The organism is Serratia sp. CoH_122_TC_1 (genome assembly GCF_058191755.1).
The window spans coordinates 283,192-295,606 of record NZ_JBXWLA010000006.1; the positions used below are offsets into that span (position 1 = coordinate 283,192).

Consider the following 12,415-nt stretch of genomic DNA (forward strand, 5'->3'; position numbering starts at 1 on the left):
AGTGGTGCAAGTTTCAGCATGTAACTGCCGCTATCTACATGAATCATTAGCAATTAGCGAAGAGTCACACACTTATTCGCACGGCTCGGGTATAACAGAGGGCTAAAAATTTGTTACCGTCGCAGTATGCCTTGGCATGAGATTGCCAGATGTGACGCTATTCATCGTTTTTGATTGAGGGGGAGAAATGGAGTTGTTTCTGTTGAGTAACGGCAAGCTGTCCGGTGAGGATGAGCTGCTGGGCTATGCCAAGAACCACCTTTTGGCGATGATCGCACGTCGCGGTATCACGTCTGCCGTATTTATCCCTTATGCCATGATCCGCAGTGATTACGATCAGCGTGCGCAGGAGCTGTCGCAAACGTTGGGTATCAAAGTGACCAGCATTCACCATGCCGAGTCTCCCGCTGCCGCGGTTGAACAGGCGGAGTGCATTTTGGTCAGCGGCGGCAATACCTGGATGTTAAACCAGATGTTGCACGAGAAGGGTTTGATCATCCCTATCCAACGGGCTGTGCGTGAACGTAGCATACCCTATGTGGGCTGGAGCGCCGGTTGCAACGTTGCTACGCCGAGCATTCGTACCACCAATGACATGCCGGTGCGCAACAGCGTCGTGCTGCCGGCATTGAACCTGTTCCCGGTGCAGATCAACCCGCACTACATTGATGCCCATATCAGTGGCCACATGGGCGAAACGCGTGATGAGCGCCTGGCGGAGTTTTGCGCGGTCAATCCAAGTGAGTCTGTCGTGGCGTTGCGTGAAGGCAGTCTGCTGCACATTGAGGGGAATGATTTACGTTACTTCAGTGCCAGAAATCAAGGTTTCAAGGTGTTCCGCCACGGCGTGGAGACCCAGGAGCATCATGATACGCAGGCGTTACAACCGTTGGTGCCGTTCACGTGTCACTGAGAACCGGCGATGTCTTTACCGGTGTTTAACAAAAGTGCAGCAACAACCGTGAAGAGGGCTTATAATGCCCTCCTCACTGGCCGTTATAATGATCAGCATGAAATACCGTGACTTACGCGATTTCCTCTCGTTGCTGGAAAAGAGAGGGGAACTAAAACGCATCAGCCAGCCGATTGATCCCTATCTGGAAATGACAGAAATTGCCGATCGTACTTTACGTGCGGGCGGCCCGGCGCTGCTATTCGAAAACCCCAAGGGGTACGACATGCCGGTGTTGTGCAATCTGTTCGGCACCGCCAATCGCGTTGCGATGGGTATGGGGCAGGAGGATGTCAGCTCGTTGCGCGAAGTCGGCAAATTGCTGGCGTTCCTGAAAGAGCCAGAGCCACCAAAGGGCTTTCGCGATCTGTTTGATAAGCTGCCGAAGTTCAAGCAAGTGTTGAACATGCCGACCAAGGTATTGGGTTCAGCACCTTGCCAGGAACAGGTATGGCAGGGCGATGATGTCGATCTCAGCCGTATCCCGGTGATGCACTGCTGGCCGGAAGATGCTGCGCCGCTCATCACATGGGGATTGACCGTTACCCGCGGGCCGCAGAAAGAACGGCAAAACCTGGGTATCTATCGCCAACAGGTACTGAGCAAGAATAAAGTCATCATGCGCTGGTTGTCGCATCGCGGCGGCGCGCTGGATTATCTTGAATGGTGCCAGGCGCATCCCGGGGAGCGTTTCCCGGTTGCCGTTGCCTTAGGTGCGGACCCTGCCACTATTCTCGGTGCAGTGACGCCAGTGCCGGATACCCTGTCTGAATATGCCTTTGCCGGGCTGCTGCGCGGCAATAAGACCGAAGTGGTCAAGTGTATCTCTTGCGACCTGGAAGTACCTGCCAGTGCGGAAATCGTGTTGGAAGGTTATATTGAGCCGGGTGAAATGGCACCGGAAGGTCCCTATGGCGATCATACCGGTTACTACAACGAGATAGATCACTTCCCAGTCTTCACCGTCACCCACATCACTCAACGCCGCGACGCTATTTATCACTCGACCTACACTGGCCGTCCGCCGGATGAGCCAGCGGTGTTAGGCGTGGCGTTGAACGAAGTATTTGTGCCTATATTGCAAAAGCAATTCCCGGAAATTGTCGATTTCTATCTGCCGCCTGAAGGCTGTTCTTACCGCCTGGCGGTGGTGACTATCAAGAAACAGTATGCCGGTCATGCCAAACGCGTAATGATGGGGGTCTGGTCATTCCTACGGCAGTTTATGTACACCAAGTTCGTTATCGTCTGTGACGATGACGTCAATGCACGCGACTGGAATGATGTGATCTGGGCAATTACCACCAGAATGGATCCGGCAAGGGATACCGTTATGGTGGAAAATACGCCGATCGACTATTTGGACTTCGCCTCGCCGGTTTCCGGTTTGGGATCGAAGATGGGGCTGGATGCCACGAATAAATGGCCGGGTGAAACCCAGCGCGAATGGGGCCGTCCGATTCAGATGGATGAAAAGGTGCGTGCGCGTATCGATGACATCTGGGATGAGCTTGCAATTTTCAGTGACAGAGAACCGACGCTATAGCGACAGGCTTTGTTCTCAGTTTTGCATTGATGACCCGACAGAGGGAACGCATGACAATATTGAGCTGTAAAGTGACCTCCGTAGAGGCCATTACCGATACGGTTTATCGGGTACGTTTGGTGCCAGAGGCGCCGTTTTCTTTCAAGGCAGGGCAGTATTTGATGGTGGTGATGGATGAGCGTGACAAGCGTCCGTTCTCACTGGCATCGACCCCGACAGAGCAGGACTATATTGAGCTGCACATCGGCGCTTCGGAACTGAATCTGTACGCCATGGCGGTGATGGATCGCATTCTGAAAGAACAGGCGATTACCGTTGATATGCCACACGGTGACGCGTGGTTGCGTCAGGAAGGCAGCCGTCCGCTGGTGTTGATTGCCGGTGGTACAGGTTTCTCCTATGCTCGCTCGATTCTGTTGGCCGCGTTGGAGCAACAGCCGAATCGCGATATCTCTATCTATTGGGGCGGACGTGAGCTCAAGCACCTGTATGATTTGAGTGAGCTGGAAGCACTGTCGGTGCAACACCCTAATCTGAAAGTGATCCCGGTAGTTGAGCAACCGGAAGAAGACTGGCGTGGCCGTAGTGGCACTGTGCTCAGCGCGGTATTGCAGGATTTCGGTACCCTGGCGGAGCACGATATTTATATTGCCGGGCGTTTCGAAATGGCAAAAATCGCTCGCGAGCGTTTCTGTGCCGAACGTGGCGCGTTGGAAGCGCACATGTTCGGGGATGCTTTCTCGTTTATCTGATCTGCGGGATAGGCGGAAAGCGGGGTGGCCGGTGGCCGCCCCGTTTTTATTTGGGGGCCGGTGAATAACAGGCATAAAAAAACCCGCCCCTGACAGGCGGGAAGTACGGCAACTAAACGTGGTGGGATGCTGCGGTTTAAAAAGTGACGCAGTCATCCCAAGTAGACACAGCTAAACGCGTTCAAAGACGGTAGCGATCCCCTGGCCCAAACCAATACACATGGTCGCCAGACCAAACTGCACGTCACGGCGTTCCATGTTGTTCAGCAGTGTGGTCGAGATGCGTGAGCCTGAGCAGCCCAACGGGTGGCCTAAAGCAATGGCACCGCCGTTCAGGTTAATCTTGTCGTCGATGCTGTCCAATAACCCCAGATCCTTGATGCAAGGCAGCGACTGGGCGGCAAAGGCTTCATTCAGTTCGAACAAATCAATGTCCTGCACGGTCAGTCCAGCGCGTTTCAGCGCCAGTTTGCTGGCAGGCACTGGCCCATAACCCATGATGGATGGGTCGCAGCCGACGACGGCCATCGAACGTATACGGGCACGGGCTTTCAGACCGAGCGCTTTGGCACGTGATTCGCTCATCAACAGCATGGCGGATGCACCGTCGGACAATGCCGAAGAGGTACCGGCCGTCACTGTACCGTTGACGGGATCGAATGCCGGGCGCAATGCAGCAAGGCTGGCGACGGTCGTTTCTGGACGAATCACTTCGTCGAAGTCATAACGGGTCAGTACACCGTCGGCATCATGCCCGGTAGTTGGGATGATTTCATTCTTGAAATAGCCGGCTAAGGTGGCGGCATGCGCGCGTTGGTGCGAGCGTGCGGCGAACTCATCCTGCATCTGGCGGCTGATATTGTGTATCTTGGCCAGCATCTCGGCGGTCAGGCCCATCATCCCGGCAGCTTTTGCCACGCTGCGGCTCAAACCTGGGTGGAAATCCACACCGTGGTTCATGGGTACGTGGCCCATATGCTCTACGCCGCCAATCAAACTGACATGTGCGTCGCCCACCATAATGGCGCGTGCTGCATCGTGCAGCGCTTGCATGGAAGAACCACACAGCCGATTAACGGTAACCGCAGGTACAGTATGCGGGATCTCGGCCAGCAATGAGGCGTTACGGGCGATGTTAAAACCTTGCTCCAGGGTCTGCTGTACACAACCCCAATAAATGTCGTCAATTTCGGCCGCATCCAGTGACGGATTACGGCTCAGTACCGCGCGCATCAGGTGGGCGGAAAGATCTTCGGCACGTACCTGGCGGAAGGCGCCGCCCTTAGAGCGGCCCATCGGCGTGCGTACGGCATCAACAATAACTACGTTTTCCATCTTTATGACCTCATGCCGGTTGGCCAGTGGAGACATCAGACAGCGGCGCTGCCACCGGGTAGTAGCTTTCATTGCGTTCAGCTTTGGCGCGCAGGCCGGCAGGCACCTGATACAGGGCGCCAAGATGTGCATAACGTTGCGCCAGTTCTACATAATTGCTGGTGCCCAGCGTATCCAGATAACGGAACGCCCCGCCGTGGAATGGAGGGAAACCGATACCGTAGACCAATGCCATGTCGGCCTCGGCCGGGCTGGCGATGATGTTTTCTTCCAGGCAGCGCACCACTTCATTGATCATTGGGATCATCATCCGAGCGATAATTTCTTCGTCGCTGATGGTCTGGCGCGGTTGGCTGACGGTCGCCAGCAACGCATCAGTTTGCTCATCGTTGTCTTTACGCGGCTTGCCTTTGTTGTCCTGGCTGTAGCGATAGAAGCCCAACTGGTTTTTCTGACCGAAACGCTGGTTATCGAACATTACATCAATGGCGTCGCGGTAATCTTTACTCATGCGCTCTGGGAAGCCTGTGGCCATGACCGCTTGAGCGTGGTGTGCCGTATCGATACCGACGACGTCGAGCAGATAAGCTGGGCCCATCGGCCACCCAAACTGTTTTTCCATCACTTTGTCGATTTGACGGAAGTCCGCACCGTCGCGCAGCAGCATGCTGAAACCGGCAAAATACGGGAATAACACGCGGTTGACGAAGAACCCTGGGCAGTCGTTAACCACAATTGGCGTTTTGCCCATGCGGCTGGCGTAAGCCACTACGGCAGCGATGGTGCTGTCACTGGTCTGCTCGCCACGGATGATTTCTACCAGTGGCATGCGATGTACCGGGTTAAAGAAGTGCATACCGCAGAAGTTTTGCGGGCGCTTCAAGGATTTTGCTAAGTGGTTAATTGGAATGGTCGACGTATTAGACGCCAGGACGGCATCTTCGCCGATCAGGCTTTCCACTTCGGACAGTACCGCAGCCTTAACCTTCGGATTCTCGACAACGGCTTCGACGATCACCTGCGCACGTTCGATACCCGCATAATCCAGCGTCGGTTGAATGGTCGACAGCACCTGAGCCATCTTCATGCCGTCCAGCTTGCCACGTTCCAACTGCTTGTTAAGCAGCTTGGCGGCTTCATTCATGCCGAGCGTCAAGGATTTGTCGCTGATGTCTTTCATGATCACCGGTACGCCTTTCAGCGCGGACTGGTAGGCGATACCGCCACCCATGATACCGGCACCCAACACCGCAGCTTGCTTCGGTGCTTCAACGTTCTTCGCGAGCTTCTTCGCCTGGCTTTTTACAAACTGATCGTTAAGGAAAATACCGACGAGCGCACGAGCCTCTTTGGAACGCGCCAATGGCACAAAGCTGGCGGTCTCCAATTTCAGCGCTTCATCGCGGCCCAGCTTGGCCGCAGCCTCAATGGTTTTGACCGCAGTCATCGGGGCCGGATAATGTTTACCGGCAGTTTGCATCACCATGCCTTTGGCGGTAGTAAAGCTCATGGCAGCTTCGATTGGGCTGAGTTTCAGCGGCTCAAGCTTAGGCTGACGATAGGCGCGCCAGTCCAGTTTGCCGTCAATCGCCTGCTGCAACATTTTAAGGGCAGCGTCGACCAACTTTTCCGGTGCGACCACCGCATCCACCAGGCCGACCTTCAGTGCGTCTTTGGCACTGACATCTTTACCCGCGGCGATGATTTCCAGTGCGCTGTCGTTACCCAACAGGCGCGGCAGACGAACAGAGCCGCCGAAGCCCGGCATAATACCCAGTTTGGTTTCTGGCAGGCCGATGCGTGCATCCGGTGAAGCGATGCGGAAGTCAGTAGCCAGAATGCATTCGCAGCCGCCGCCGAGCGCATAGCCGTTAATGGCCGAAAGGGTCGGTACCGGCAAATCTTCCAACCGGTTAAAGATGCTATTGGCAAAGACCAACCATTCCTGCAGCTTTTCAGCCGGGGCAGCAAACAGTGAAAGGAATTCGGTGATATCGGCGCCGACAATAAATGCGGCTTTTGTGGAACGCAGCAGCAGGCCTTTCAGCTCAGTCTGCTTTTCCAGCACCGCGAGCGCTTCGCCCAGGCTGGCAACGGTGCGAGTATCAAGCTTGTTTACAGAACCTGGGGCATTGAACACCAACTCGGCGATGCCGTTGTCGAGCCAGTGCAGTTGTAATGTTTCGCCTTGGTAGAGCATGTCTATCTCCTGAATCAGCGTTTGATCTGGTATGACCAGATGATGAGGAGTGTGGTTTTTATGTTAACAATATGCAAATGAGAGATTGCATATTTGCAGGGCGGATCACATGGCTCTGAGGTAGGTTGATGATTTAAAACTAAATTATATTTTATGCATTATGGTGATTTGTCGGAGTGTAAAAGCCCTCATAGACTTGCCGGTGCAGGGTGTTATCCAAGCAGAGGTGAGAAATGAGTAAAGCGGTATGTGTAAAACACAGTGGTTTCTGGAGTATTCCTGCCAGAACCATGACGCTGGCCTGTCTGCTGGTGTTTATGGCGCAAATGGCGACGACGGTGTATTTGCCTTCATTACCGACGGTGATGCAGGAACTGGCGATGACGCGCCGCGCCACCGAGCTTTCGATATCCATATTCGTGCTTGGTGCTGCCCTGCCGGTATTGTTCTGGGGCGCTGCGGCCGATCGCTTTGGCCGACGTTTACCGCTGACATTGTCTTTGGGGATATTTATCAGTTGCAGCGTACTGCTGGCGTTTTGCAGTAACGGCACTCAGTTATTGGTGCTGCGGGCGCTGCAGGGGGTTGCCGCCGGTGGTGCTGCGATCATTGCGCGCATTATCGTTCGTGATAACTGGAGTGGTGATGAGTTGGCAAGGCGCCTCTCGGTACTGTCGATAGCCTTTATCGCCGCGTTGGGTGGCGGGCAGTTTATTGGCGGGTTGCTAAGCGAGTATTCACACTGGCAAATGGGCTTTATCTTGATGGGGCTGACCGGGCTGGCGATCCTGTTGCTGATGGTGACGTTACCGCTGGAAGCGGGTCGTTCTGGGAGCCAGCGTCCGGTTATGGCGGCAACCTATTGGCACATTCTGCGTCGCCCAGGGTTCTTGTGGCCAGCCATTGTCGGCGGATTGGGGTTTGCTACCACGGTAACGTTGCAGGAGGTGAGCCCGTTCATCATGCAGCAGGGGTTTGGTCTGAACGTTACCGCTTTTGGCGCGTTGGGGTTGGTGGTCGGCGTGGCTTACTTTACCGGAGCAATGGCAGTAAACCGGACGGTAGCACGCTTTGGCGGTAAACGGCTGATGCAGGTGGGGACGCGCATCGTCGCCGTAACAACCGCCGCGATTATGCTGCTGTGGTGGAGCGATGTGCTGATTGGGCTTTCCGGTATGACGATCTTCATCGCGCTGTATTGCCTGACGATTTTTGGCCAGGCGGTGCTGTTTCCTAATAGCATGGCGATGGCCGTCAGCGATGCCAAAGAACAGGGTGCCTATGCCATGGCGTTGTGTGGTTTTCTACAGCAGTGTCTGGCGGGTATTGCTGCTGCCGGCGCGGTTTTTCTCGAACATCACGGCCTGTGGACTATGGCGATCGCGTTGCTTGGTCTGATCGCCTGGCTAATTGTTAAGCTACGGATGTAACGACGTTTACAACGATTTGCGAACCGCCCCGCATGCCCGAAGTGATGAGGTTGGTGCGTTGGAACGGTGTGCTAAGATGAGGCATTCCGTTCTAATGGTATGTAAAAGGGTATTGTGATGGAAACATTGGCTTCTTTGTATAACGACCACCTGGCAGAGCTGCAAAAACGGGCACGTGAAGTGTTAACGCGCAATAAACTGGACGCGCTGCTGATCCACTCTGGAGAACTGCAACGGATTTTCCAGGATGACCGCAGTTACCCGTTCAAAGTGAATGCGCATTTTAAAGCCTGGGTGCCGGTTACCTCAGTTCCAAACTGCTGGCTGTGGGTAGACGGCGTTAACAAACCAAAGCTGTGGTTCTATTCGCCGGTCGATTATTGGCACAGTGTTGAGCCATTGCCTGAGAGTTTCTGGACCAAATCCGTTGAGTTGATGCCGCTGGCCAATGCCGATGACATCGGGCAGCAATTGCCTGCCCAGCGTGAACGTGTGGGTTATATTGGCTATGCACAACAGCGTGCTCGCGATCTCGGCATCTCTGCGGAAAACATCAACCCGAAAGCCGTGTTGAACTACCTCGACTTCCATCGTTCAATCAAAACCGGTTATGAACTGGCCTGCATGCGTGAGGCGCAGAAAACCGCAGTGATGGGGCACCGCGCTGCCCATGAAGCTTTCCTTTCGGGTATGAGCGAGTTTGATATCAACCTGGCTTACCTCACGGCAACTGGGCATCGTGACACCGATGTACCTTATGACAACATTGTCGCGTTGAATGAACATGCGTCGGTGCTGCATTACACCACGCTGGATCACCAGCCTCCGGCCGACGTGCTGAGTTTCCTGATTGACGCCGGTGCGGAATATAACGGCTACGCCGCTGATCTGACGCGAACTTACGCAGGCCAGAGCGGCAGTGACTTCGCTCAGCTGGTAAAAGATCTCAACCACGAACAACTGGCGTTGATGGATACCATCAAAGCGGGCGTACGCTACACCGATTACCATGTTCAGATGCATCAACGCATCGCCAAATTACTCAAGAGTCACAAGCTGGTGAGTGGCATAAGTGAAGAGGCCATGGTAGAGCAGGGGCTGACTACGCCGTTCTTGCCACATGGTTTGGGCCATCCACTGGGTCTGCAGGTACATGACTCTGCGGGTTTCATGCAGGATGAACAGGGCACTCACTTGGCTGCACCATCCAAATATCCGTACCTGCGTTGCACCCGTGTATTGCAACCGGGCATGGTATTGACCATTGAACCGGGCATGTATTTTATTGAGTCACTGTTAGCGCCATGGCGTAGCGGCGAATTCAGCCAGCACTTTGCCTGGGATCGCATCGATGCTCTGAAACCTTATGGTGGTATCCGTATTGAAGACAATATCGTGATCCACGAAAAGCGTATCGAGAACATGACACGTGATCTGAACCTGGCCTGATGCAGCCTTATCCGATCCCTGCAGGCCCCGTTAGCGTCAGCGAAGAAATAAAGAAGAGTCGTTTTATCACCCTGCTGGCACCGACTGGCGGGGTTGATGAGGCCAAGGCGTTTATCCAGCAGGTTCGTGATGAACATCCGACAGCCCGTCATCATTGTTGGGCATTTGTCGCCGGGCCTCCGACTGACTCACAACAGTTAGGGTTTTCCGACGACGGGGAACCTTCCGGTACTGCGGGTAAACCGATTCTTGCGCAGTTGATGGGCAGTGGTATAGGGGAAATCACCGCAGTGGTAGTACGTTACTATGGCGGTATCAAGTTAGGTACGGGGGGGTTGGTACGCGCCTACGGCAGTGGTGTGCAGCAAGCATTAAAGCAGTTAGCCGTCAGTTACAAGATCCCGCAGGCCGAATATACTTTGCAATGCGACTATGCGCAGTTGGCATTGGTAGAGAATTTGTTGCAGCAATTAGAAGGGCGGATTGTGCAGGGGGAGTATGGTGCTTCCGTCCTGCTGCATTTGACCTTACCGGTAACCGTGGTTGAAGCGTTTGGGAATAAATTACGTGATCTCAGTCGCGGTAATTTGCAATTAACCCCCATTTCGCAATAATTCCCCCAACTGAATTGCTAAGGATCGTGCTGAAATGCATTTTCGCGCTATAACCCGTATCGTTGGTCTGTTGGTCATCCTGTTTTCCGGGACGATGTTTATTCCTGGTCTGGTGGCATTGATTTACCGCGATGGGGCAGGGCGGGCATTCAGCCAGACCTTCTTTGTGGCGGTGACCATTGGGTTGATGCTGTGGTGGCCCAATCGCAAACAAAAGCATGAGTTGAAGCCACGCGAAGGCTTTTTGATCGTGGTGCTATTCTGGACCGTGCTGGGCAGCGTGGGGGCATTACCATTTTTATTCTCGGAACGGCCCAACCTGTCGTTGACCGACGCTTTCTTTGAATCCTTCTCCGGCTTAACAACGACAGGTGCCACCACGCTGGTGGGGCTGGACTCACTGCCAAAAGCCATTTTGTTCTACCGCCAGATGCTGCAGTGGATGGGTGGGATGGGGATCATCGTGTTGGCAGTCGCGATACTGCCAATCCTTGGCGTCGGCGGCATGCAGTTATACCGTGCAGAAATGCCCGGCCCGCTGAAAGACAACAAGATGCGTCCGCGTATTGCAGAAACAGCTAAAACTCTGTGGCTGATCTACGTGTTACTGACTATCGCCTGCGCATTGGCGTTGTGGGGGGCGGGCATGTCGGTATTCGACGCCATCGGCCACAGCTTCTCTACTATCGCCATTGGGGGGTTTTCTACCCATGATGCCAGTATCGGTTATTACGCCAGTCCTACCATTAACACCATTATTGCTATTTTCCTGCTTATCTCTGGTTGTAACTACGGTTTGCACTTTGCCTTACTGAGTGGCCGCAGCCTGAAAGTCTATTGGCGCGATCCTGAGTTCCGTATGTTTATTGCTGTGCAACTGACGCTGGTGGTGGTGTGTACCGCGGTGCTATGGGGGCATGGTGTATACAAAACCGGTATGGAAACGGTCAACCAGGCGTTCTTCCAAGTCGTGTCGATGGCGACAACGGCGGGTTTCACCACGGACAGCATTGCCAAATGGCCGTTATTCCTGCCGATGTTGTTGCTGTGCTCTGCATTTATTGGTGGCTGTGCCGGTTCAACAGGTGGCGGGCTGAAAGTGATCCGTATTTTGTTACTGTATCTACAAGGTTCACGTGAGCTCAAAAGGTTGGTGCATCCCAATGCTGTTTACACCATCAAGTTGGGTAACCGGGCGTTGCCGGAACGTATCCTTGAAGCGGTATGGGGTTTCTTCTCGGCTTATGCGTTGGTCTTTATCGTCAGCATGCTGGCCATCATTGCTACCGGCGTTGATGATTTCTCTGCTTTTGCTGCAGTAACCGCGACGTTGAACAATCTGGGGCCGGGGTTGGGGGTGGTGGCGGATAACTTTACGACTATGCCTGCGCCGGCGAAGTGGATCCTGGTTCTGACAATGCTGTTCGGGCGCCTTGAAGTCTTTACACTACTGGTTCTGTTTACGCCGACGTTCTGGCGCGAATGATCCTGATAGAAGGAGTAACGCCGTGAAGGCACTGATTCTTTATTCCAGCCGCGATGGGCAAACACGCTCTATCGCTTCTTATATAGCAAACAAATTGCAGGACACCTTGCGCTGCGATGTGATTGACTTGCAACAAGCGGATGATGTTGACCTTAACCAGTATCAGCAGGTGTTGATCGGTGCCTCAATACGCTATGGCCATTTCCATCCGACGCTGGCTAAGTTTGTTAAGCAACATGCCGAGCAGCTGAACCAGATGCCAAGTGCATTCTTTAGTGTCAACCTGACAGCGCGCAAGGCGGACAAGCGTTCGCCTCAGACCAATGCTTATACCCGCAAGTTTCTGTTGTCCTCACCCTGGCAGCCAAAACAGTGTGTCGTGTTTGCCGGTGCACTACGCTATCCGCGTTATCGCTGGTTCGATCGCGTCATGATCCAACTTATTATGCGTATGACAGGCGGCGAAACAGATACCAGTAAAGAAGTTGAGTATACCGATTGGCAAATGGTGGACCGTTTTGCTCAGGAGTTTGGGCAAATTCAGTATGAAAAGTGACGAAAGCGCTGACTTGTTCAGCGCTTTGTTGAAAAAAAACGCGCTTGAAAAGTTTTTTGCATTTAGGGGTTGCGGCCTTCTGAGAACTCCCTATA

10 protein-coding genes are annotated in these 12,415 nt (G+C 53.8%); 8 read left to right on the top strand and 2 right to left on the bottom strand.

What is annotated here, in order from left to right:
- Positions 1-187: 187 nt before the first annotated feature.
- From pepE to fre, 3 genes are all read left to right on the top strand, one after another.
- The gene (gene pepE, locus AC2FC2_RS10275) at positions 188-913 is read left to right on the top strand and encodes a dipeptidase PepE (RefSeq protein WP_404760573.1); all 726 of its coding nucleotides are present in this window, start codon (positions 188-190) and stop codon (positions 911-913) included.
- Positions 914-977: 64 nt separating this feature from the next.
- Complete coding sequence (gene ubiD, locus AC2FC2_RS10280; protein ID WP_209637672.1) at positions 978-2,498, top strand: 4-hydroxy-3-polyprenylbenzoate decarboxylase; 1,521 nt, start codon at positions 978-980, stop codon at positions 2,496-2,498.
- Between the two features lie 50 nt (positions 2,499-2,548).
- On the top strand, positions 2,549-3,250 hold the full coding sequence (gene fre / locus AC2FC2_RS10285) for an NAD(P)H-flavin reductase (protein WP_209637670.1): 702 nt from the start codon (positions 2,549-2,551) through the stop codon (positions 3,248-3,250).
- 171 nt (positions 3,251-3,421) lie between these two features.
- Here the strand turns inward: fre and fadA are convergent, their stop codons facing one another.
- Together fadA and fadB are read right to left on the bottom strand one after the other, a co-directional pair.
- Positions 3,422-4,585, bottom strand: coding sequence for an acetyl-CoA C-acyltransferase FadA (fadA, locus tag AC2FC2_RS10290; RefSeq protein WP_209637668.1), 1,164 nt, complete (start codon positions 4,583-4,585; stop codon positions 3,422-3,424).
- 10 nt (positions 4,586-4,595) lie between these two features.
- Complete coding sequence (gene fadB, locus AC2FC2_RS10295; RefSeq protein WP_265556378.1) at positions 4,596-6,785, bottom strand: fatty acid oxidation complex subunit alpha FadB; 2,190 nt, start codon at positions 6,783-6,785, stop codon at positions 4,596-4,598.
- Positions 6,786-7,018: 233 nt separating this feature from the next.
- On the opposite strand from fadB, the gene AC2FC2_RS10300 reads away from it, so the two are divergent.
- From AC2FC2_RS10300 to hemG, 5 genes are all read left to right on the top strand, one after another.
- Entirely contained in the window at positions 7,019-8,215 is a 1,197-nt protein-coding gene (locus tag AC2FC2_RS10300; RefSeq protein WP_265556377.1) for an MFS transporter, read from the top strand.
- Between the two features lie 117 nt (positions 8,216-8,332).
- Positions 8,333-9,664: a Xaa-Pro dipeptidase gene (gene pepQ / locus AC2FC2_RS10305; RefSeq protein WP_209637662.1), complete on the top strand. Its 1,332-nt coding sequence runs from the start codon at positions 8,333-8,335 to the stop codon at positions 9,662-9,664.
- On the top strand, positions 9,664-10,278 hold the full coding sequence (locus AC2FC2_RS10310) for an IMPACT family protein (RefSeq protein ID WP_209637660.1): 615 nt from the start codon (positions 9,664-9,666) through the stop codon (positions 10,276-10,278). The genes pepQ and AC2FC2_RS10310 overlap by 1 nt, the downstream gene beginning before the upstream one ends.
- A gap of 34 nt (positions 10,279-10,312) precedes the next feature.
- Positions 10,313-11,764, top strand: coding sequence for a Trk system potassium transporter TrkH (gene trkH, locus AC2FC2_RS10315; RefSeq protein ID WP_012004734.1), 1,452 nt, complete (start codon positions 10,313-10,315; stop codon positions 11,762-11,764).
- A 22-nt stretch (positions 11,765-11,786) separates the two neighbouring features.
- Positions 11,787-12,320: a menaquinone-dependent protoporphyrinogen IX dehydrogenase gene (gene hemG / locus AC2FC2_RS10320; RefSeq protein WP_265556371.1), complete on the top strand. Its 534-nt coding sequence runs from the start codon at positions 11,787-11,789 to the stop codon at positions 12,318-12,320.
- Positions 12,321-12,415 lie beyond the last annotated feature (95 nt).

Excerpts from the sequence above, each read along its gene's own strand:
- fadA (WP_209637668.1), bottom strand. The coding sequence starts at position 4,585 with ATGGAAAACGTAGTTATTGTTGATGCCGTACGCACGCCGATGGGCCGC.
- AC2FC2_RS10300 (WP_265556377.1), top strand. The coding sequence starts at position 7,019 with ATGAGTAAAGCGGTATGTGTAAAACACAGTGGTTTCTGGAGTATTCCT.
- trkH (WP_012004734.1), top strand. The coding sequence starts at position 10,313 with ATGCATTTTCGCGCTATAACCCGTATCGTTGGTCTGTTGGTCATCCTG.
- fre (WP_209637670.1), top strand. The coding sequence starts at position 2,549 with ATGACAATATTGAGCTGTAAAGTGACCTCCGTAGAGGCCATTACCGAT.
- AC2FC2_RS10310 (WP_209637660.1), top strand. The coding sequence starts at position 9,664 with ATGCAGCCTTATCCGATCCCTGCAGGCCCCGTTAGCGTCAGCGAAGAA.
- fadB (WP_265556378.1), bottom strand. The coding sequence starts at position 6,785 with ATGCTCTACCAAGGCGAAACATTACAACTGCACTGGCTCGACAACGGC.
- ubiD (WP_209637672.1), top strand. The coding sequence starts at position 978 with ATGCCCTCCTCACTGGCCGTTATAATGATCAGCATGAAATACCGTGAC.
- pepE (WP_404760573.1), top strand. The coding sequence starts at position 188 with ATGGAGTTGTTTCTGTTGAGTAACGGCAAGCTGTCCGGTGAGGATGAG.
- pepQ (WP_209637662.1), top strand. The coding sequence starts at position 8,333 with ATGGAAACATTGGCTTCTTTGTATAACGACCACCTGGCAGAGCTGCAA.